The organism is Aurantimonas aggregata (assembly GCF_010500835.1).
In the GTDB taxonomy this organism is placed as follows: domain Bacteria; phylum Pseudomonadota; class Alphaproteobacteria; order Rhizobiales; family Rhizobiaceae; genus Aurantimonas; species Aurantimonas aggregata.
This window is the reverse complement of the sequence record NZ_JAAAMJ010000026.1, coordinates 16772-36144: the sequence shown is the minus strand read 5'-3', so window position 1 is coordinate 36144 and position 19373 is coordinate 16772. Positions and strand designations below refer to the sequence as shown.

At 64.4% G+C, this 19373-nt stretch carries 18 protein-coding genes and 4 pseudogenes; 7 read left to right on the top strand and 15 right to left on the bottom strand.

Annotated features, from left to right (window positions below; genetic code table 11):
* Nucleotides 1-88 precede the first annotated feature (88 nt).
* The 6 genes and pseudogenes from GTW51_RS20610 to GTW51_RS20590 all read right to left on the bottom strand — a co-directional run bounded on the left by GTW51_RS20610 (nucleotide 89) and on the right by GTW51_RS20590 (nucleotide 3775).
* Nucleotides 89-439, bottom strand: coding sequence for a YqaA family protein (locus GTW51_RS20610; RefSeq protein ID WP_163045926.1), 351 nt, complete (start codon nucleotides 437-439; stop codon nucleotides 89-91).
* A 69-nt stretch (nucleotides 440-508) separates the two neighbouring features.
* Nucleotides 509-1891 carry an MFS transporter gene (locus tag GTW51_RS20605; protein ID WP_163045925.1) on the bottom strand — a complete coding sequence of 461 codons (1383 nt, stop codon included), beginning with the start codon at nucleotides 1889-1891 and terminating at the stop codon, nucleotides 509-511.
* 7 nt (nucleotides 1892-1898) lie between these two features.
* Nucleotides 1899-2903 carry a CDF family Co(II)/Ni(II) efflux transporter DmeF gene (gene dmeF / locus GTW51_RS20600; RefSeq protein WP_163045931.1) on the bottom strand — a complete coding sequence of 335 codons (1005 nt, stop codon included), beginning with the start codon at nucleotides 2901-2903 and terminating at the stop codon, nucleotides 1899-1901.
* Nucleotides 2904-2914: 11 nt separating this feature from the next.
* Entirely contained in the window at nucleotides 2915-3193 is a 279-nt protein-coding gene (locus GTW51_RS20595; RefSeq protein WP_163045924.1) for a metal/formaldehyde-sensitive transcriptional repressor, read from the bottom strand.
* Between the two features lie 167 nt (nucleotides 3194-3360).
* Nucleotides 3361-3486: pseudogene (locus GTW51_RS24665) on the bottom strand (type IIL restriction-modification enzyme MmeI); the annotation flags it as partial.
* A complete protein-coding gene (locus GTW51_RS20590) occupies nucleotides 3473-3775 on the bottom strand; it encodes a HigA family addiction module antitoxin (protein WP_163045923.1) in 303 nt (100 codons plus the stop codon). The gene GTW51_RS20590 and the pseudogene GTW51_RS24665, both read right to left, overlap by 14 nt.
* A gap of 413 nt (nucleotides 3776-4188) precedes the next feature.
* Here GTW51_RS20590 and trbF point away from each other — a divergent pair.
* The 4 genes and pseudogenes from trbF to GTW51_RS20570 all read left to right on the top strand — a co-directional run.
* Nucleotides 4189-4623: pseudogene (gene trbF / locus GTW51_RS20585) on the top strand (conjugal transfer protein TrbF); the annotation flags it as partial.
* Nucleotides 4620-5627: a P-type conjugative transfer protein TrbG gene (gene trbG / locus GTW51_RS20580; protein ID WP_163045922.1), complete on the top strand. Its 1008-nt coding sequence runs from the start codon at nucleotides 4620-4622 to the stop codon at nucleotides 5625-5627. The pseudogene trbF and the gene trbG, both read left to right, overlap by 4 nt.
* Nucleotides 5624-6763 carry a TraB/TrbI/VirB10 family type IV secretion system protein gene (locus GTW51_RS20575; protein WP_203566214.1) on the top strand — a complete coding sequence of 380 codons (1140 nt, stop codon included), beginning with the start codon at nucleotides 5624-5626 and terminating at the stop codon, nucleotides 6761-6763. The genes trbG and GTW51_RS20575 overlap by 4 nt, the downstream gene beginning before the upstream one ends.
* A gap of 3 nt (nucleotides 6764-6766) precedes the next feature.
* Nucleotides 6767-7042, top strand: a complete 276-nt coding sequence (locus GTW51_RS20570; protein WP_163045921.1) for a DUF2274 domain-containing protein — start codon at nucleotides 6767-6769, stop codon at nucleotides 7040-7042.
* Here the strand turns inward: GTW51_RS20570 and GTW51_RS20565 are convergent.
* The 3 genes from GTW51_RS20565 to GTW51_RS20555 all read right to left on the bottom strand — a co-directional run bounded on the left by GTW51_RS20565 (nucleotide 6999) and on the right by GTW51_RS20555 (nucleotide 10613).
* Nucleotides 6999-7910, bottom strand: a complete 912-nt coding sequence (locus GTW51_RS20565; protein ID WP_343034082.1) for a LysR family transcriptional regulator — start codon at nucleotides 7908-7910, stop codon at nucleotides 6999-7001. The genes GTW51_RS20570 and GTW51_RS20565 overlap by 44 nt on opposite strands.
* A 566-nt stretch (nucleotides 7911-8476) precedes the next feature.
* The gene (locus GTW51_RS20560; RefSeq protein ID WP_163045920.1) at nucleotides 8477-10204 is read right to left on the bottom strand and encodes a peptidoglycan D,D-transpeptidase FtsI family protein; all 1728 of its coding nucleotides are present in this window, start codon (nucleotides 10202-10204) and stop codon (nucleotides 8477-8479) included.
* A 28-nt stretch (nucleotides 10205-10232) separates the two neighbouring features.
* Entirely contained in the window at nucleotides 10233-10613 is a 381-nt protein-coding gene (locus GTW51_RS20555; protein WP_246233307.1) for a hypothetical protein, read from the bottom strand.
* Nucleotides 10614-10885: 272 nt separating this feature from the next.
* On the opposite strand from GTW51_RS20555, the gene GTW51_RS20550 reads away from it, so the two are divergent.
* A complete protein-coding gene (locus tag GTW51_RS20550) occupies nucleotides 10886-11662 on the top strand; it encodes a helix-turn-helix transcriptional regulator (protein WP_163045918.1) in 777 nt (258 codons plus the stop codon).
* Between the two features lie 575 nt (nucleotides 11663-12237).
* On the opposite strand, the pseudogene GTW51_RS20545 reads toward GTW51_RS20550, so the two are convergent.
* A pseudogene (locus tag GTW51_RS20545) lies at nucleotides 12238-12402 on the bottom strand (DDE-type integrase/transposase/recombinase); the annotation flags it as partial.
* A gap of 246 nt (nucleotides 12403-12648) precedes the next feature.
* On the opposite strand from GTW51_RS20545, the gene GTW51_RS20540 reads away from it, so the two are divergent.
* Nucleotides 12649-12933 carry a helix-turn-helix transcriptional regulator gene (locus GTW51_RS20540; protein WP_163045917.1) on the top strand — a complete coding sequence of 95 codons (285 nt, stop codon included), beginning with the start codon at nucleotides 12649-12651 and terminating at the stop codon, nucleotides 12931-12933.
* On the opposite strand, the pseudogene GTW51_RS20535 reads toward GTW51_RS20540, so the two are convergent.
* Nucleotides 12899-14154, bottom strand: a pseudogene (locus GTW51_RS20535) (tyrosine-type recombinase/integrase). The gene GTW51_RS20540 and the pseudogene GTW51_RS20535 sit on opposite strands and share 35 nt — an antisense overlap.
* Before the next feature lie 293 nt (nucleotides 14155-14447).
* Nucleotides 14448-16004 carry a glutamine-hydrolyzing GMP synthase gene (guaA, locus tag GTW51_RS20530; RefSeq protein ID WP_163045916.1) on the bottom strand — a complete coding sequence of 519 codons (1557 nt, stop codon included), beginning with the start codon at nucleotides 16002-16004 and terminating at the stop codon, nucleotides 14448-14450.
* 159 nt (nucleotides 16005-16163) lie between these two features.
* Here guaA and GTW51_RS20525 point away from each other — a divergent pair, with 159 nt between their 5' ends.
* A complete protein-coding gene (locus GTW51_RS20525) occupies nucleotides 16164-16652 on the top strand; it encodes a YciE/YciF ferroxidase family protein (protein ID WP_163045915.1) in 489 nt (162 codons plus the stop codon).
* Between the two features lie 97 nt (nucleotides 16653-16749).
* Here the strand turns inward: GTW51_RS20525 and GTW51_RS20520 are convergent, their stop codons facing one another.
* The 3 genes from GTW51_RS20520 to GTW51_RS20510 are packed head-to-tail and all read right to left on the bottom strand — an operon-like array spanning nucleotide 16750 to nucleotide 19233.
* Nucleotides 16750-17442, bottom strand: a complete 693-nt coding sequence (locus GTW51_RS20520; RefSeq protein WP_163045914.1) for a 5'-methylthioadenosine/S-adenosylhomocysteine nucleosidase — start codon at nucleotides 17440-17442, stop codon at nucleotides 16750-16752.
* Between the two features lie 46 nt (nucleotides 17443-17488).
* Nucleotides 17489-17941, bottom strand: coding sequence for a TspO/MBR family protein (locus tag GTW51_RS20515; protein ID WP_163045913.1), 453 nt, complete (start codon nucleotides 17939-17941; stop codon nucleotides 17489-17491).
* Complete coding sequence (locus GTW51_RS20510; protein WP_163045912.1) at nucleotides 17938-19233, bottom strand: RsmB/NOP family class I SAM-dependent RNA methyltransferase; 1296 nt, start codon at nucleotides 19231-19233, stop codon at nucleotides 17938-17940. The genes GTW51_RS20515 and GTW51_RS20510 overlap by 4 nt, the downstream gene beginning before the upstream one ends.
* Nucleotides 19234-19373 lie beyond the last annotated feature (140 nt).

Below are 19373 nucleotides of genomic sequence, written 5' to 3'. Positions count from 1 at the left end.
TCTCGAGCCGATCGGAAACATCCCGCCCGCAGAAGCGGAAGCCGCCTACTACGCGCAGCTTGAGGCCATGCCCATCGCCGCGTAGGACTCAAACCAAATGGCCTCCGGGAAACCCGGTGCGGTTCACCTGGTAATCCTGACGAGTAGCGTGAACGAGAGGAGAGGGACGCGCAGGGTCCCCGGCGACCACAGTCAACGTTTCGCCGACGATCCGCGCCCAGGCGAACAGGAGCGATCCCATCCGATCGCCCTGAAATAGGCCGGAGAAGCGATCGATCTGCGGCGAAGAGACCGGGAACCAGCGATGGTCGCGATGATCGGAGAGAAGGCGACCACAAGCCCAGTTCGCAACCGAGCTGCGCGTGGTGCCGATGGTCGTTGCGGCGATGGCGACCCATGGCTCGCCCGTCCCGCTGACGACCGGCGCGACGATCATCACTCGGAGGCGTCCGGCAGGATCGTGGCGGCCAGAAAGGCCTACCAGAACATCCCGGCATAGGCCGTCAGGTCACCCACCGGCCGTGCCGGTCGGCCAAGTCGCGTGGTGGTCGTCGATCACCAGGGCGTGCCGGTGCCGGAGCGGCTGGTGGCGATGTGGATGGCGGTGAGGCTCCGGCCCTTCCCAGCCTTCGTGTTCGTGCCGGTGGTGGTCGTCGTGGACGTGTGGCGTGTCATGCTCGAACGCCTGGTGGACGTGCTCGACCTCGACGGAATCTTTCGCGGGCCAGAAATATAGCGCCGCGGCAACACCCGCGGCCGCCCCAGCGGCCATGACCAGGAAGGTCGGGGCGAGCCCGATCGTGGCGCCTAGCCACCCGGCGGCCGGATAGGTGACAAGCCAGCAGGCGTGCGAGAGGGCGAACTGGGCGGCGAAGACGGCGGGTCGGCTGTCGGCGTCGGAGGAGCGGCGCAGGAGAAGTGCCCCGGGTGTGCCGATCGCCGAGGCGGCAGCCCCGAGCAACGCCCAGAGGGCAAGGCTGCCAGTCCATCCGGGGCCGAGACTGGCGACGACGAGGAGACCCGCCATGGCGCTTGCGCCGGCCAACATGACGGTGCGGGTCGGAACCCGGTCGAGGATCCGCGAGAGCACTATGGCGACGGCCATCGAGCCGAGGCCGTAGGCGGCGAAGAGGAAGGCGACGTCGTCGTTGGTGCCGCCCAGATCTGCGCGCACGAGCACGACGGTGTTGACGATCACCATCGACCCGCCGGACGAGGCCGCGAAGGACAGCGCCAGGAGCCCGCGCAGGCGCGGTGTCGCGAGGTAGACGCGGATGCCCCGGGTCAGCTTGTCGACGAACCGCCCGCCGGCGGCGGTCTCCGCGACGGGGAGCTCGACCGAGACAACCAGCGCCGCGGAGGCGAGGAAGCCGAAGACCGTGCCGAGAAACAGCCAGTGGAAGGAGATCACGGTGAGCAGGAGCGCCGCCAGAAGCGGGCTGAAGAGCGACTCGAGGTCGTAGGCGAGGCGCGAGAGCGACAGGGCGTTCGTGTACTCGCGCTCGTCCGGCAGGATGTCGGGGATCGTGCCCTGGAAGGTTGGGGTGAACAGGGCCGACATCGACTGGAACGCGAAGACGAGGGCGTAGACCTGCCAGATCTCGGTCACGAAGGGCAGGACGAGTACGAAGGCCGCCCGGGCGAGGTCGAGGCCGACGAGGAGCGTCCGCCGCGGCAGGAAGCCCGTCAGGACCCCGGCGAACTGCGAGACGCCGACATAGGCGATCATCTTGATCGCCAGCGCTGTCCCGAGCACCGCGCCGGCATCGGCGCCGGCGAGGTCGTAGGCGAGCAGCCCGAGCGCCACCGTCGTCAGACCGGTCCCGATCAACGAGAGGACCTGCGCCGCGAAGAGGTGGCGATAGGTGCGGTGGCGCAGAACGGCGAGCATCGCCTCGTTACCTCGACCCCGCCGACATCGCCGCTGTAGCACCGACGGATCCAAGCCTCTCGACCTCCACGCTGAGGTGGGAGAGGTCGTGGATGTGGGCAAGCTTGGCCCGATAGGTCTCCAGCGGGCGCGGGCGGGCGGTCGCGATCGACACGATGGCCGCGTGGTGGCCCGGACCCACCTGCCAGACGTGGAGATCTGTAATGCGGTCCCCGTCGGCCTCGATCGCCTCGCGGATCTCGTCGGGCAGGTCCTCGCCTTCCGGTACGTAGTCGAGAAGCACGGCGCCGGCATCCCGCACCAATCCCCACGACCATCGGGCGATGACGAGGGCGCCTACGATTCCCATGGCCGGGTCCAGCCAGATCCATCCGTAGAAGCTGCCGAGGCCCAGCGCCGCGATGGCGAGAACGGAGGTCAGGGCGTCGGCGAGGACGTGCAGGTAGGCGGCTCCGAGATTGTTGTCTCGGCCCCCGGCAAGGGCGACGGCGTGGTCATGGTGCTCCGCGTGCCCGTGATCCCCCTGATCATGGCCTTGGTGATGGTGATGGTGATTGTCGTCCTTCAGGAGCCAGGCGCTTGCAAGGTTCACCGCGAGCCCGACGAACGCCACCGAGATCGCCTGTCCGAAGGAGATGGGAACGGGCGACGCGAGGCGCAGCATACTCTCATAGGCGATGAGGAGAGCGACCAACGCCAGGATGACCGCGCTGGCAAATGCGGCGAGGTCGCCGAGCTTGCCTGTCCCGAACGTGAAGCGCGGGTTCCGGGCATGTTTGCGTGCGAAGACATACGCCCCCACCGTGATCAGCATGGCCGCGGCATGCGTCGACATATGCAGGCCGTCCGCGACGAGGGCCATCGAACCGTAAATCGTGCCGGCGACGATCTCGATGACCATCATCGAAACCGTCAGCGCGATCACGAGCCATACGCGACGCTCGTTCCGCCGGTAGCCGTCACCCAGAAAGACGTGACTGTGGGAGGCGCTGTGGATCGACGTCGCCGGCATCTCATCCATCGTCATTTCAAATAGGTCCGCACGACGGCGATCAGGTCGGCCGCACCCTTCGCCTTCTCCGGATCACCCTCGTGCTCGGGGTCGACCACGTGATTGCGCACGTGCTCCTCGATCAGTTCGATCGTCAGGCCGTTCACCGCACCGCGGACGGATGCGACGAGCTGGAGGACGTCACCGCAAGGGGCCTCGTTTTCGAGGCTGCGGGCGACTGCGTCCAGTTGCCCCTGGAGCCGCCGGATGCGGGCAATGAGTTTCGCGGAGTTCTTCGTCAGATGAGCCATGGCATAGCCCCCTACCCTATTGTCAGGCTCGCGGCTAGCCTTGGGGCGGTCGGCATCCGGGTCGCCGACCGCCGGCAGGAAGCCGTCGGTCGGCGATGACTGGCTTGCGTCAGATCTTCCGCTCGAAGGCCCTGTTGGTGCCGCTTGCGCCTGGTTCCTGGAAGAGGACGTCGGCGCTTGAGGGTGGTCTCCTTGTTCCCGAAGGCCTCGAGAAACGCGTAGGGAAACTCTTCGGCGTCGAACGGCCGCTCCGCGAGCGCCGAGATGGCTTCTTCGATTTCAACCGCGTTCATGAGCGCCCTGTCTGTCGTCCGGGGTGCCAGCCAACGGCTGGACATCGATGCCCTCGGCCTTCTGCATCGCCTCGGCCAGTTCGTGATCGAGTTGACGGATCAACCACTCGCGGGCCGGCAACCCGAAAGCCTTCTCCAGTCGGATCGCCATTTCAGGCGAGATGCCCGATCGCGCGTTCAGCAAGTTGCTGAGGGTCTGCCGATCTACGCCGAGAACGCGTGCTGCCTCGGTCACGCTCAGCCCGTGCTTTTCGAGGCATTCCTGCCGAACCACTGATCCTGGATGCATCGCCCAATCGACTCGCTCGAACCCTACTGCGGAACCTTATAGTGATAATCGACACTCGACAATTACCGGAGACTTGAACCCACAGCTTTTGGGGAAAGCCTTCCCCTCCGTCCGAGCCTAGCGTCTCGGCCGACCCCATCTGCGGGGAGACCCCGCAACGCCCCCTGAGAGTGAGGGTGTGGACCGGTTTCCGTGACGGGTGAGTAGGTGGGAGAGAGGCTCCCGCGCCCGTCGTGGAGATTGGTCCCATGAACATGCAAGTTCTCGATGCGCGCCGTGACACGACCGGCGGTTACAAGGTGGATGTCAGCCGCGGCGAGCGTGTCGGTCGCGTCTCGTCGGAGTGGTTCTCGCGTCCGGCCGACGAACGCTACCTCTCGCTCTCCGAACTGGGGCGATCGGTGCGCGACCGCGCCGACCGCATCGCCGACTACCAGCCGACCGATCCTCAGATCGCGTGGCATCTCAGCCGCTTCATCGAGCAGGTCCGCTCGATCCCGGCCGACGCCATCGTCGTGCGCCAGAACTGGCTGCGCGCCTATGAATGGACGACTGATCACGGCGCGGCGGCGCTCAACGACTATGCCCGCGCCAACGACCCGTTCACCCGCGTCGGCCGCCAACAGGTCGCCGTCGAGGTATCGAGCGTCATCCGGGCGTCGCCAGATAGTTTCCGCGTCGCCTGGACGGAGCGGCATTACGAGAACGGGCAGCTTTCCACCACGGAGCGATGGACCGCGATTCTGACCATTGTGATCCAGATGCCGCGCGACGTCGAACGTCTGCGCGCCAATCCGCTGGGGATCTACGTCAACGCCATCAACTGGTCACGGGAGATGAGCCAATGAGTGCTGGCTGCCAGGCTACGTCTCTCCGCAAACCCAGCTTGGTGGCTTTGCTGCTTTCCGCGACCGTGCTCGCCGGCTGCGCCACCACCAAGACGCCGCAGTTCAGCTATGACGCCACCGTGCCGCCGCTGCCCGTGGTGCAGACGGCGATCACGGAGAATCGTCCGCGTCCGCTGCACACCCCTCCGGCCTGGGCGGTCGCGCGAGGCGGGCAAGCCGCCAGCACGCCGACCGGCCGCGTCGAAAACGCCAATGTCGCCGCCCGCGTGGAGCCGCGTCGCGAAGGCTACTACAATTCGATCCAGATATACCCCTGGAGCGAGGGCGCACTCTATCAGGTCTATGCCTCGCCGGGCCAGATCACGACCATCGCGCTGGACCCCGGCGAAAGCCTGACTGGGGCGGGCCCGATCGCGGCGGGCGACACCGCCCGCTGGATCATTGGCGACACCGAGAGCGGCAGCGGCGCAGCGCGGCGCGTCCACATCCTCGTCAAGCCGACACGGCCGGACATCTCCACCAATCTCGTCGTCACAACCGACCGGCGCATCTACCTGATCGAGCTGCACTCAGGCGACGATCCTTATATGCCGGCCGTGTCCTGGGCCTATCCGGCGCCACCGGCAGGGCAGCGACAGGCCGTTCCGGCGTCACCGGTCATTCCCCACGAGGCCGCGCGGAACTACCGCTACGGCCTGACCGGCGACAGCCCGCCATGGCGGCCCATCTCCATCTTCGATGACGGCCGCCGCGTCTATGTCGTCTTTCCGCGCGGCATAGTGCAGGGTGAGATGCCGCCGATCTTCGTTCTCGGCTCGGATGGCGAGCCGCAGATCGTCAACAGCCGCATCCACCAGAACGTTCTGATCGTGGATCGCCTGTTCGGCGCGGCCGAGTTGCGCCTTGGCGGCGGCGATCGACAGCAGATCGTCCGAATCGTGCGCATCAATCAGACGCGGGCCGCTGCGCAGCCGGTAAGCGCGACTGGAAAGTCCCCGTCATGACCGAAGCGACCACTTCCACGCAAGCCGCAGCCCCGATGCGGCTGCGCGCGGAGCCGCCCCGCGTCACCCGCCTGTCCCACAATATGCTGGCCGGGGTCGGCGCTGTCGCCTTGCTCGGCATTGGCGGCGCGCTAATCTACGCCCTCCAGCCTCGCGATGCGGGGCCGGGAGGAGAAGAACTCTATTCGACCGAGAACCGCCCTACAGCGGACGGCCTCTCCGGCCTGCCGCGCGACTATACCGGGCCGGTGCTTGGCCCGCCGCTGCCCGGCGACCTCGGCCGCCCGATCCTCGACGCGCAGAACCGGGGACAGCCGGTCGCGCCGCCCGCCATAGTGACGCCCGCCGTCGACCCCGAGGAACAGCGTCGCCTTGCTGAGGAAGAGGCAGCGCGCTTGAGCAACGTGTTCTTCCAGACGGGACCGCGCGCCGGCGCCGCCCCCGGCGGTGCGATGCCAGGCCTCGCCGGTCTCGACCTCGGAAATCAGGCCGGCGTGCAGGACAGACATACGGCTTTCCTCAACGGTCCCGCCGACCGTCAGACGGTCGCCGCCGATCGCCTTATGCCGCCAGCCTCGCCCTACATACTACAAGCGGGCGCGGTGATCCCGGCGGCGATGATCACCGGCATCCATTCCGATCTGCCCGGCCAGATCACCGCCCAGGTGACGGAAAACGTCTATGACAGCCCGACTGGGAGCCTGCTCCTGATTCCGCAAGGGACCCGCATCATCGGCGAATACGAAGCCGGCGTCACCTTCGGTCAGCGGCGTGTGCTCCTCGTCTGGAACCGCATGATCTTGCCCAACGGCCACTCGATCGTGCTGGAGCGCCAGCCTGGCGCTGACGCGTCCGGCTTTGCCGGACTTGAGGACGGCATCGATTACCACTGGTGGGATCTGATGAAGGCAGCCGGGCTCTCGACCTTGCTTGGTATTGGCACGGAGCTGGCGACCAGCGACGAGGATCGCCTGATCAGCGCCATCCGCGACGGCGCGCAGGATACCATCAACCAAGCCGGCCAGCAGATCATCCAGCGCCAGTTGCAGGTCGCGCCGACACTGACCATCCGGCCGGGATTTCCCGTCAGGGTTTTCGTCACCCGTGACCTCGTGCTCGAACCCTACAGGAGCTGACCCTTGGCGAAGCTGAAGCTTGGGCCGCTGCCCGACGACAAGCCCGTGAAGGCGACGGTGGAGCTGCCCGCGCCGCTACACCGCGATCTCGTCGCCTATGCCGAGGTGCTGGCCCGCGAAACCGGCCAGCCGGTCTCCGATCCCAAGAAGCTGATCGTGCCGATGCTGGAGCGTTTCATCGCCACGGATCGCGGGTTCGCCAAAGCCCGACGCGGCCGATCCCTTGCCGTGACGATCAGCCGTGGCGCTGCTTCTTCGCCGCCGATCGAGCGGCACTGAGAAGGCGCCGGAGTGCCGGGTTGTCATTGTGCCGCGACCACACCGCGCTGAATGGCAGCGTCTCCCCAGCAATTGGCCGATAGATCACTCCGGGAAACGTGACCGCCGTCGTCGCCTCGCTCGTTACCGTCAGACCCGAGCCGTGCGCGACGAGGGTCAGAAGGTTGTCGCGGCCGACATGCTGCTGCTGGATATCCGGGTGCTGCCCGAGATCGGCCAACCGCTGGATGAGATAGTCCTGTATCTCCTGACCGGGCGCCACATCGCTGACGATGAAGCGGCGGCCGGCCAAGTCCGTCCAGGTGATCTGCTCCCGATCGTTGAGCGGGTGCTCGCCGGGCATGGCGAGGAACACCCGTTCGAACCAGAGCAGTGTTGTCTCGCATCCGGCTTGATCGGACAGCCCTGTCAGGAACGCCACATCAAGTTGCATCTGCCTGATGGCGGCGAGATGGTTTTCGGGATCACCGTCGACGAAATCGATCCTGACACTCCTGTGACTTTCTCGAAACGCGCGGATCAGCTCCGCCAGAAATCCCGACGCGAGCGACGAGAAGATGCCAATCCGCAGATGGCCAGTTTCTCCGCGACCGATGGCCTCGACGACCCTGCTTCCTTCACCGAGCTGCCGCAGCGTGCGCCGAGCGGGCTGGAGGAATCGTTCGCCAGCATGTGTCAGCGATACGCCGTGATTCCGGCGCTGGAAGAGCGACGCACCCAGCCGGTCTTCCAAATCGCGGATCCGTCGGCTTATCGCGGATTGTTCAACTCCCATAGCGCCAGCCGCCTTTCTGAAACTTCCATGCTCCGCTGCGCTCAAGAAATAGCGGAGATGTCGAAGCTCTATCGGCTGTGTTGTCCTCGCCACGTCCGCTCACCACGCGTCAACATCGGCTATCGTTGCGGTTTGGCCGCCGGACTGGAATCACTTGGCAGCTCATAGATGTGAAGAAGAATGACCGCTGGTCTACGACTGCCGACGCGGCCGTTGCTTTCGGCACCGTCCATCTCGATCCGCTCGATGCCAAACCCGTTTGGGAATGGCGCATCTTGCGTGGTTGCCGGCGTACCAAACAGCAGAAAGCGGACAACCAACGGAGCGCAATACTTTATGTTCATCATCCTTGAAGGCGGCGTTATTTTGAATGTTCAACGCCTTTGCATGACATCTCTCTCGATATCCGATCTGTTGGTGCGACGGTACGTGGGTCGAAAGCTAGTGGTCCGCTTCTCGCAATGAGGAGCCGGAAAGCTGCTGCTCCCCTTCGCCCGTCTCAGCCGTGCAGAACTGCTGCGTGCTAACCGAAGCGGATGTTGAACTTCGCGCCCGTTCGACAGATCGATCCTCTCTGGCGTTGGCGGAACTGCTCGCTTTGTGCCGGTGCAAAAGCGTGAAAGTCTCGCTTCAGTCGGAAGTATCGTATCAGAGCATCTTCACTGGCGGGTCCTCCAGGAAGCCTCGATCGGGACAAGCGAATCCGGCTGCGGCCGCTCCTGAAATCTGCTTGAGCCGAACGCTCGCAACTCGGACATGGCGGGGAACGGGTCGATCGGCGGTATGCGGGCCGGTGCTACGCCCAGGATTGGCATGATGCGTTCGATGATCTTCCCCGCGACCGGAACGGCGTTCCAGCCGGAGGTGCGGAATCCATGCGTCTCGGGAAGGGCCTTCGGCTCATCCAGCATGACGAGGAAGAGGTAGCGAGGCTTGTGGGCGGGCACGATGCCCATGAAGGAGGTCAGCACCCGGTCGGTGGCGTAGCGGCCGTTGACGACCTTTTCCGCAGTGCCGGTCTTCCCGCCCATGAAGTAGCCCGGCACATCGGCTTTGCGGGCCGAGCCGATCTCCGCGTTCAAGCGCATCATGAACCGCAGGGCCTCGCCCGTCTGCGGCGTCACGAGATCCTGGCGGATCACTCGCTCGGCCAGCGGCGCGTCCTTCACAAAGGTCGGGCGGATTAGCGTCCCACCGTTCACTAGGGCGGCAATGCCCATGCTGGCTTGCAGCGACGTGACGGCAAGGCCGTGCCCGAACGAGATGGTCGCGGTGTTCAGCATCGCCCAGTTCGCCGGGACGATCGGGCTGGCGCTTTCGGGCAGTTCGGTGGTCAGCCGGTCCAGCTGGCCGAACCGGTCGAGAAAGCCTTTGTGTCCCTCGATGCCGACTTCCATTGCCATGCGAGCCATGCCGATGTTGGAGGAGTGGATGAAGGCTTCGGGAACGTTTAGCGGCCGGTTTTCGCCACGAAAGTCACGGATCTTGAATCGGCCGAACTGCAAGGGATGGCTGGCATCGAGAACGGAGTGGATATTGAAGCGTCCGGAGTTTAACGCCATGGCCGTGGTCAAGGCCTTGAAGGTCGAACCCATCTCATAGACGCCGACATTGATGCGGTTGATATGCTCCGGCCTGTGCGCGTCGGCCGGGTTGTTGGGGTCGAAGTCCGGCAGGGATGCTAGCGCGATCACCTCGCCGTTGGTGACGTCCATCACCAGGCCGGCGCCAGCGATAGCACTAAATTTGGCGATTGCCTTGCCCAGCTCATCCTCTAGCGCATGCTGGACACGCAGATCGACGCTGAGTGCTACCGGCGCAAGATCATCTCGGCTGAATTGCACGCCGATGTCCTTGAGGTCCTGCAATCCTTGTCGATCGATCCAGCGCTCGATGCCGGCGATACCCTTGTTGTCAACATCCACTAAACCTAGGACGTGAGCGGCCGTCGCGCCGTTTGGATAAAGCCGCCGCGTCTCGTCGCGGAAGTCGACGCTCGGAATGCCTAGGCTCCAGATTTCCTGCCGCTCCCGGGCCGAGATCGTCCGCTTGATCCAGGTGAACCCTCGATCGCTGCTGAGGTCCCTGTAAAGGTCGGCCGCGTCCAGGTCGGGCAAAACAGCGGTCAGTTTCTCAACGGCCTCGTCGATGTCAACGATGGAGTGGGGCTCGGCGTAGACGGAACTGACCGGAAGGTCCATCGCCAGGAGATTGCCATTACGATCGAAGATGTCGGGCCTGGCGACGGAAGGAGGGGGCGCCACAGCGGCATGCAGGGGCATCTCAGCTAAGCCGAATTGAACAAGTCGAAAACCAATTACGGCATAGATCGCGACAAAAACGCCGCCTGCAATGAGAATTTGAGACGGGCTACGCATAACATTCATTTGGGTCGCCGCAATAGTGTTACATAAGTTAATCTTTGTCGCGGGCCAAACAAGGATCAAGCATCACCTTGTCTTTATCGATCCGCTGGTAGCCGCCTGCTAACAAGACAGACTTGTTTGGATCGACCTCGCGCGGCGCATAGGTGACGCACATAACCTGCGCGCCTCCCGGTTCGCACATGATAAGGTAAGCCAACGCGCCGTCCCAATGGCTTTCCCTGAGCGGTCCAACGACCGTCATGGAAATCCGACCGTCATAATCGGGTGCGCGATCGAGCCAGTATGCCAGGTTTTCACAGGTGGCGGGCTCTTCGGCCATGCCCTCGGCGAGGCGGTACGGACTAGCCGGATCGATAACGGGTTCTTGAGCCGAGGCGATTTGCCCGGCACCACCGAGAAGCAGGATCAACCCAGCCACGCGTCCCAAACAGTGCATCTCGTATCCTTTGCTCTATTCTGATCTGCAACGAGAGGCAGTCGGGCCTGATCGCTACGTGGCCGTGAACCGATGAAGTCTCCAGATTGCCGGAAATGAACTTTTCCGCATATGATTCCCGCGTTCCAAAGATTCACCGTTGTTAGGGAGTAGTCTGTAGGAACAGGAGTGGAATCAAAAGGATCAATCAGATACTGGTACCGGCAACACCACCTTCCCAGCCCGATGCGCGAAAGCGTGAAGAATTGAAGGCTTTTCTGCGCGCTCGCCGAGCCGCGTTGCAGCCAGAGGACGTCGGCCTGCCGCGGGGCGCGCGGCGGCGAGTCAAGGGACTGAGGCGCGAGGAGGTGGCTCAGTTGGCAGGGATCGGCCTGACTTGGCTCACTTGGCTGGAACAGGGGCGCGAGATGAACGTCTCGGCCAACGCCTTGGGCCGCATCGCGCGGGGGCTGCGCCTAAAGCCAGTTGACGTCGACTATGTCTTTTCCCTGATGGGGCTGCCGCAAGAGGATGTCAGTGAACGGCTGACCGCCACGGAAGCGTTGCACAACCTCGTCGACGGATACCGGTGGCCGGCGGCTGTGCTTTCACCTCTGCTCGACGTGGTGGTGGCGAACCGGGTCATGCATCTACTCTACGGAATAGACAACGGCTTACCCCCGTTCGAGGAGAACCATCTCTGGCAGCTTATGGTGAACCCAGAGCGCCAGAAGCTTCTGGTCGACTACGAAGCCGAAGCCCGCCATTTCGCCGCGCTATTTCGCTTGACCTCGGCGAAGTATGTCAACACGCCGCGTTTCATTGCCCTGCGTAATGCACTGCTCGACGAAAGCTCGCTCTTCCAACAGATCTGGACGAAAAGCGCGATTGATCCGCCGAGCCCTCGGGATGTGCGGCTAAACCACAAGGTCTATGGACAGATCACCGTCAATGTCACCCGTACGCCATTGCAAGGTGATCAGTTTCTGTTTCTTTTGAACCCGGCGGACTCGGAAAGCGCCAAGGCGCTGATCGCGATATAACCTTTGGCGTGTTGATGAAGGTCGCCGGCTTCGATTGTGAGGGCAAGAGACCTCTACCTTCGGAGGGTCAACCTTCAGATGGCTGGTGCGGACGACGGGACTCGAACCCGTACTCTCACAGAGGAGCAGATTTTCGTACCACTTCGACTTGCGCCGCCGCCATTCAGCGTTTGTGGTCTGGACTGTCCTGTCGCCATGGCCCGCAGGCTTTAGGCCCCCCACTGGAGTTGGTGTTAGACCCCGGTTTCGTGGACAGTTAAGGGCTTGCGTTCTCGAACCTGGCTTTGGCTCCCCTTTCGTAGCTGATGGGCGACAGGTAGCCGAGGGCGGCATGCCGCCCGCCTTCCGGAAGCAGCGGGCGCCGACAGCGCGCTGACGTGCCCGCCGCCAAAGCAAGCATCCTCGCTCGACCTTCCCTCTGCAATACCGGACCAAAACCGATGCAGCTCAGTTCGCCCCGCCAACGGTGGCCGTCCCGGTGAAGGCAATAAAGCTCGCCCCGACCGATGTGATCTCCGTCTCTTGATGCCCATCGCAACCTCGTTCAGGCGTTGCAACGACTAATTGAATGGAAGCTGCGACCCCTGATCGCTGCGATGGATCACGCTGACCGGCCGGCGCTGGACCAGTGCCATGTTGAGGGCATCCAGCGCTAACTGGGCCTTCAGATCATGCCCCATCGCCCAGCCGACGATGCGCCGCGAGAAGGCGTCCAGCACGACGGCCAGATACCGGAAGCCGCACAATTCGGATTGTGTCCATCAAACCGGGGGAACTCCAGGGAGCACGCACCGGCTCTCAACCGAGCCAGCGTCTCGCTCATATGGCAAAGCGCACGGCCCTACTCGCCCCTGCGCCGCACCTAGCGCCCAACTAAACCCGCCGACGTGTACGCTATAGACCGAAAATGCCGCACGGCGGTTGAGGGGGCTTCCAGTACCTATATCTATTGTTCTCAATCGCCTCAACAATGAAGGAGATTGAGAATGCCGAAGACCGAAACCAGTCAAATCAGGCGAACAATCCGGCGCCACCAATTGCGCGAGATGGTGCCGATGGCTGACAGCACGATTTATGAAATGGAGCAGCGTGGCGAGTTCCCCCTTCGGTTCGCGCTCTCCCCGCGTTGTATCGTATGGGACTTAGCCGAGGTCGAGGCTTGGCTGGCGGCACGGCGGGCTGTCCCGATCCGTCGCGCCCAACACCCTGATGTTACCAAACGTAAATCCCGTCCGGTCAAAGGGCGGGATCAAGCTGCATCAAGGGCATAGCTGGCGGCAGAAGCGTGGGGGCATACTTCCGCCCATCGACCCAGGCTTCAACGGTATCCGCCCACTCCTGCATCATATGCCGGCGCTGCACCTCATATTCGGCCTTGTTGTAGACGCCGCGCGATGAACGCCCGTCCTCGTGAGCCAAGCACTTTTCGATCCAGTCACTATTAAGCCCAACTCGTTTAGCAGCGTCGAGCCTGTTCGCCGCAGATCATGAACCGTGAATGGCTCCAGCGGCAGCCCCTCCTTCTTGGCCAAGCCGACGACGGCATAGGTGATCCGATTGAAGGTCGCGCGCGACATCGGAGCGTCCGCATCGTAGCGGGAGGGCAGCAGATACCGTGAGTTGCCGGCACAAGTCTTAAGCGCGATCATGATGTCGAGGGTCTGCCGGCACAGGTAGACGTTGTGCGGCTTCGACCGCTTCATGCGCTCCTTCGGGATCGTCCAAACGGCATTTTCGAAATCGATCTCGTCCCACACTGCATCCTGCAGCTCGCTCTTCCGGACCATGGTGAGGAGGTACAGCTTCATGCCGAGGCGGATCGTCGGCAGCGTCGCGACATGCTCGAGCTGCTTGAACATGATGCGGATCTCGGTGGGCGAAAGCGCGCGGTCCTTGGGCGTGAAGGTGGCGATAGAGGTCGGACCGACGTCATCGGCCGGGTTGGCGACCTTCTCTCCGTGTAGAATGGCGAAGCCGTAGATCTGCTTCAGAATATCCCGCACATGAATCGCCGTCGCGGGCGCACCCCGCTCCACGATCTTGCCGCAGTGGGCGCGAAGGTCATCGGGTGTAATCTCGGTCAGAAGGCGATTTCGCCAGACGGGCATGAGTTCGCGCTCGAAGATGGAGCGGCGCATCGCGCGGGTGCTGTCGGCCATGGGTGCACTGACCAGCCACTTCTCGCCGAACTCACCGAAGCTCTTGGCTTCCTTGATCTGGCGCTTCTCCCGCTGCTTCTCGATGGCAGGAGACCGCCCCTCGGCGATTGCCCGGCGCGCGTCCAGGCATAGCTCGCGAGCCCGGGCCAGCGAGATTCCGTCTCGGGCGTACCTGCCGAGATAGACGGTCTCGCGTCTGCCGTTCAGCCGATAGTCGAGCCTGAACGAGATGGCGCCCGACGGTGCGACGCGCACATACATGCCGTCACGATCCGTCACCTTGTACATTTTGGCTTTTTGTTTCAAGCACTTGAGTGCTGCATCCGTCAACATTAAGGGCCTCTCGCGGAAAAGTACCGTCATGCGATTTTTGGAGGCCGATGGCGTCGAAAACGCTATTTTTTCAGCGCCTTAGATCGAAAAAAGTACCGTCAAGAGCCTCATTGCCCGTGACGGTACTTTCGTTTTCTCGGTTGATCAATGGGGGCGGGGTCCGTCGGCGAGGCCGCCAGACGTGATTGATGCCCACCGATAGATGTCGATAGGAAGAAGAGGTATTATTTATTTTTTTCAGTGGGTTATGTCGTATATTGGCGCAGTTTAGGATACCTTCGGATGGGCAAAAATCATTCCCACTCAATGGTGCCGGGGGGCTTCGACGTCACGTCGTAGACGACACGGTTGATGCCTTTGACCTCGTTGATGATGCGGGTCGCGGTGTTGCCGAGGAATTCCATGTCGAAGGAATAGAAATCGGCGGTCATGCCGTCGACGCTGGTCACGGCGCGCAGCGCGCAGACGAACTCGTAGGTGCGCCCGTCTCCCATGACGCCGACCGTCTGGACCGGGAGCAGCACGGCGAAGGCTTGCCAGATCGCGTCGTAGAGGCCCGCCTTGCGGATTTCGTCGAGATAGATCGCGTCGGCCTGGCGCAGGATGGCCAGCTTCTCGCGCGTCACGCCGCCCGGGCAGCGGATGGCGAGCCCTGGTCCCGGGAACGGCTGGCGGCCGACGAAGCGCTCCGGAAGGCCGAGCTCGCGGCCGAGAATGCGCACCTCGTCCTTGAACAGTTCGCGCAGCGGCTCGACGAGTTGCATGTTCATGCGCTCGGGCAGGCCGCCGACATTGTGGTGCGACTTGATCGTCACCGACGGGCCGCCGGAGAACGAAACGCTCTCGATGACGTCCGGGTAGAGCGTGCCCTGGGCGAGGAAATCGGCGCCGCCGAGCTTTTTCGCCTCGGCCTCGAAGGTCTCGATGAACAGCCGCCCGATGGTCTTGCGCTTGACCTCGGGATCGAGCTCGCCCGCCAGCGCGTCGATGAATAGATCCTGCGCTTCGACGTGGACGAGCGGAATATTGTAGTGGTCCCGGAACATCGTGACGACTTCCTCGGCCTCGTTCATCCGCAGGAGGCCGTGGTCGACGAAGATGCAGGTCAGCTGCTCGCCGATGGCCTCGTGGATCAGCACCGCTGCGACGGAAGAGTCGACGCCGCCGGAGAGCCCGCAGATCACCTTGCCGTCGCCGACCTTGGCGCGGATCTCGGCGATCGCTTGGTCCTTGAAGGCGGCCATGGTCCAGTCGCCGGAGAGCCCCGCGACATTGTGGACGAAATTTGCGATCAGCTTCGCGCCGTCCGTGGTGTGCACCACTTCCGGGTGGAACATCAGCCCGTACATCTTGCGGCTTTCGTCGCCGAACACCGCGTAGGGGGCGCCGGGCGAACGGGCGAAGATCTCGAAGCCGGGCGGCATGTCGATCACCCGATCGCCGTGGCTCATCCAGACCTGGTGGCGGGTGCCCTCGGGCCAGAGCCCCTCGAACAGGGCGCAGCTCTTCTCCACCTCGAGAAAGGCCCGGCCATATTCGCGATGCGCCGAGGCTTCGGCGCGGCCGCCGAGCTGCACGCACATGGTCATCTGGCCATAGCAGATCCCGAGCACCGGAATGCCGGCGTCGAACACCGCCTGCGGCGCGCGGGGCGAGCCGATGTCGCCGGTCGAGGCCGGCGAGCCGGACAGGATCACCGCCTTCGGCTTGAGTCGGGCGAAGCCTTCTTCGGCAGACTGGAAGGGGACGATTTCGGAGTACACGCCGGCTTCGCGGACGCGTCGGGCGATCAGTTGCGTGACCTGCGAGCCGAAATCGATGATGAGGACGGTATCGGGATGGGCTGTCATGGCGAGGCTTTAGGCAAGCAGGGCCCGGATGGCAAGGGCTTGGCAGGCGCTACAGGGCGATTCCTTTCGCGCCTGCACAACGAATGGCGCCGGAACATCGACCCGGTCACGCCGTTTTGACGCATCGCCAGCACGCTGGCCCCCGGAAAGGACGGACCCATGGAAATCAAGAGCCTCGACGACCTGTTCCTGCACACGCTGCAGGACGTCTATTATGCCGAGAAGACCATCGTGAAATCGCTGCCGAAGATGTCGAAGAAGGTCACATCGCCGGAGCTGAAGAAGGCTTTCGACAAGCATCTCGAGGAGACCAAGGGCCAGGTGACGCGCCTCGAGACGGTGTTCGAGATGCTCGGCAAGAAGGCCAAGGCCGAGAAGTGCCCGGCCATCGAGGGCATCGTCAAGGAAGCCGAAGAGCTGATGGAAGAGATCGAGGACGCCGAGACCCTCGACGCGGCCCTCCTCGCCGCGGCCCAGGCCGTCGAGCATTACGAGATCTCGCGCTACGGCACGCTGGTGTCGTGGGCCGAGACGCTGAAGCACGCCGATGTCATCGAGCATCTGCAGGCGACCCTGGACGAAGAGAAGAAGACCGACGCGGCCCTCAGCAAGCTCGGCGAGAGCAAGCTGAACAAGAAGGCTGCCTGACCCGTCACGAACGGATCGCGGTCATGGGAGGATCGGCTCGGCCGGTCCTCCCTTTTTTACGCGTGCAAAGGGCCGCAGCGACCATCGCGCAACGCTGTCAGGCATCGCCAACCGAAGGCCCGGGCCGGTCTAGGTCCAGCAGTCCCGAATCAAGGGCCACTTCCAGCCGGTCGACCGCGTCGGCCAGCTTCTCGTCGATGACGTGGAGCAGCGTCGTCCAGTCGTCGTAATGGTGCAGACTGCTCGCCCCGTCCGATATCCCGCGCAGCCCGAGCAGCGGTACCCCGAAGCGCTGGCAGGCGCGCAGCACGGCGAAGGTCTCCATGTCCACCATGTCGGCATCGATCTCGCGGTAGCGGATGCCGGAAACGATGTCCGAACCGGTCGAAAGGCGTGCCTGCTTGACGCTGGGGATCGGCGTCGGCAGGGGCGTGTCGACCGGATGATCGAGGAAGGGCGTGACGCCCTTGACGAAGCCGAGCGGCGAAGCGTCGATGTCGCGCCAGGAGACCGACGCCACCTGGTAGATCTCCCCCTGCTCCAGCGTCCGCGACCCGGCCGAGCCGAGCGAGACGACGAGGTCGGGCCGGTGGCCGGCCAGCGCCAGCGCGTGCAGCGCGACGCCGGTGCCGAGCGCCGCCTCGATCGGGCCGACGCCGGTCATCAGCGGTCGAATGCGCTGCTTCAGCGCCGGGCCGTACTCGGCCGCCGCCGCCATGACGAACAGCACCCGCGCGCCACCGATCGTATCGAGAATCAGATCGCTCTTGGTCGGGTCGTAGTCGGTCATGACGGGGTCCGGCGATCGAAAACGGGGATGGCGGACGGTCCGCCCCCTAGTTCAACCACCATATCGCGCCGTTGAGAAGCGCCGCATAGGCAGTCCAGGCCGCATAGGGCAGGAACAGGAGGGCGGCCGGGCGGTCGGTGCCCCACGTCTCGCGCAGGAACCAGACGATTGCGGCGAAGAGCGCCAGCAGCACGACCAATGCCGGGACGATCAGCTTCGCCCCGAAGAACAGCAGCGGCCAGGCGAAGTTGAGCCCCAGCTGCAGCCACCAGACGCGCAAGCTCGACCAGTCGCCAATCCGCCAGACGCGCCAGCCAGCGATGCCGATCAGGACGTAGAGAATCCCCCAGACCGGGCCGAACAGCCAGCCCGGCGGGTTGAAGCCCGGCTTCTCCAACCCGGCGTACCAGCCGCCGGTCTCGACGACGAGGCCGATCAGCCCCCCGCCGCCAACGGTGAGCGCGATGAACAGCGCCAGGACGACGAGCGGGTGCCTCATCGCCGTGTGAACAGCGCCAGGAAGAAGCCGTCGGTGCCGCTCGTCCGCGGCGTCAGCGTCAGTGTCGTGCCCTCCCCGTGCTGACGCGACAGGAATGCCGGCGACGCCTCGGGAAAGACCTTGCTCCAGGTCGCCGCGACGTCGAGCAGCGCGAAGTCCGGCTGCGCCGCCAGGAATGCCTCGACCTGCGCCTCGTTCTCGGCCGGCAGCAGCGAGCAGGTCACATAGGCGAGGCGTCCACCCGGCTTGACGAATGCCGCCGCGCCGGCAAGCGCCTCACGCTGCTCCACGACCCGGCGCTCCAGCGCCTGTTCCGACAGCCGCCACTTGGCGTCCGGCCGCCGCCGCCAGGTGCCGGTGCCGGTGCACGGCGCATCGACCAGCACCAGATCCATCCGGCCACGATATTCCGTCAGATCGTCGCGCGGCGCGTGGACCTGGACGTTGCGCACCTCGGCGCGCTTCAGCCGCTCGTGGATCGGCGCGAGCCGCTGGCGGTCGGAATCATAGGCGTGGATCTGGCCGGTGTTCTGCATGATCGCGGCGAGCGCCAGCGTCTTGCCGCCGGCGCCGGCGCAATAGTCGAGCACCTGCTCGCCGGGCGCAACGCCCGTCAGCGCCGCGACGATCTGCGACCCCTCGTCCTGGATCTCGAACCAGCCCTTCTGGAAGCCGGCCTCGACCTGGACGTTCGGATGGCGCCCGTCGCCGTCGATCGGCGCGATGCGCAGCCCCTGCGGGGCGATCGACGACGGCTGGGGGCTGAACGGCTCCAAAGCTCTCGCCACCTTGTCGCGGTCGGCCCGCAGCGTGTTGGCCCGCATGTCGAGCGGCGGCCGCCCGCCGAGCGCCGCGGCTTCCTCGATCCACTCCTCGCCAAATGCTTCCGCCAGAAGCGGGGCGACCCAGTCCGGCACGTCGGCGCGCACGGCATCGGGCGCCTGGGCGATCTCGCGGGTGCGGTAGCCAGCGAGATCGTCGGCCGAGATCATCTCCGGGGCGAAGCGGTCGCCCTCGAGGGCCAGGGCAAGCGCCTTCTCGTCGAGCCCGCTGGAGTCGAGCACGGCGCCGAACACCAAAGCGCGCGGCGAGGAATCGTCGAGCCGCCAGGCCAGCGAGCGTTTCCGGCGCAGGACGTCGTAGACGATGTTGCCGATCGCGGCACGGTCACCCGACCCGGCGAAGCGGTGCGAAAGCCCCCAATCCTTCAGCGCATCGCCGACCGGCCGTCGCCGAGTCTCGATGTCGGCCAGAACCTCGATGGAAGCTGCCATTCGGCCGCCTAGTCGCATGGAATATTCCTTGGTGTTCGCCTGCGGCGACGCCTCTGGTCGAGCCGCGCGCCGATCGGCAGCAGGTGTGGGCGCGTCAGTGACCGCTTCCCGCCTGCCATCTTCTTGGTGATGGCCCATGCATAGGCTTTTGCCGCTCA

Bases quoted from the DNA above. Each gene is read 5' to 3' on its own strand.
- GTW51_RS20605 (WP_163045925.1), bottom strand. From the start codon at position 1,891: ATGCTCGCCGTTCTGCGCCACCGCACCTATCGCCACCTCTTCGCGGCG.
- dmeF (WP_163045931.1), bottom strand. From the start codon at position 2,903: ATGCCGGCGACGTCGATCCACAGCGCCTCCCACAGTCACGTCTTTCTG.
- GTW51_RS20595 (WP_163045924.1), bottom strand. From the start codon at position 3,193: ATGGCTCATCTGACGAAGAACTCCGCGAAACTCATTGCCCGCATCCGG.
- GTW51_RS20590 (WP_163045923.1), bottom strand. From the start codon at position 3,775: ATGCATCCAGGATCAGTGGTTCGGCAGGAATGCCTCGAAAAGCACGGG.
- trbG (WP_163045922.1), top strand. From the start codon at position 4,620: ATGAGTGCTGGCTGCCAGGCTACGTCTCTCCGCAAACCCAGCTTGGTG.
- GTW51_RS20575 (WP_203566214.1), top strand. From the start codon at position 5,624: ATGACCGAAGCGACCACTTCCACGCAAGCCGCAGCCCCGATGCGGCTG.
- GTW51_RS20560 (WP_163045920.1), bottom strand. From the start codon at position 10,204: ATGAATGTTATGCGTAGCCCGTCTCAAATTCTCATTGCAGGCGGCGTT.
- GTW51_RS20540 (WP_163045917.1), top strand. From the start codon at position 12,649: ATGCCGAAGACCGAAACCAGTCAAATCAGGCGAACAATCCGGCGCCAC.
- guaA (WP_163045916.1), bottom strand. From the start codon at position 16,004: ATGACAGCCCATCCCGATACCGTCCTCATCATCGATTTCGGCTCGCAG.
- GTW51_RS20525 (WP_163045915.1), top strand. From the start codon at position 16,164: ATGGAAATCAAGAGCCTCGACGACCTGTTCCTGCACACGCTGCAGGAC.
- GTW51_RS20520 (WP_163045914.1), bottom strand. From the start codon at position 17,442: ATGACCGACTACGACCCGACCAAGAGCGATCTGATTCTCGATACGATC.
- GTW51_RS20515 (WP_163045913.1), bottom strand. From the start codon at position 17,941: ATGAGGCACCCGCTCGTCGTCCTGGCGCTGTTCATCGCGCTCACCGTT.
- GTW51_RS20510 (WP_163045912.1), bottom strand. From the start codon at position 19,233: ATGCGACTAGGCGGCCGAATGGCAGCTTCCATCGAGGTTCTGGCCGAC.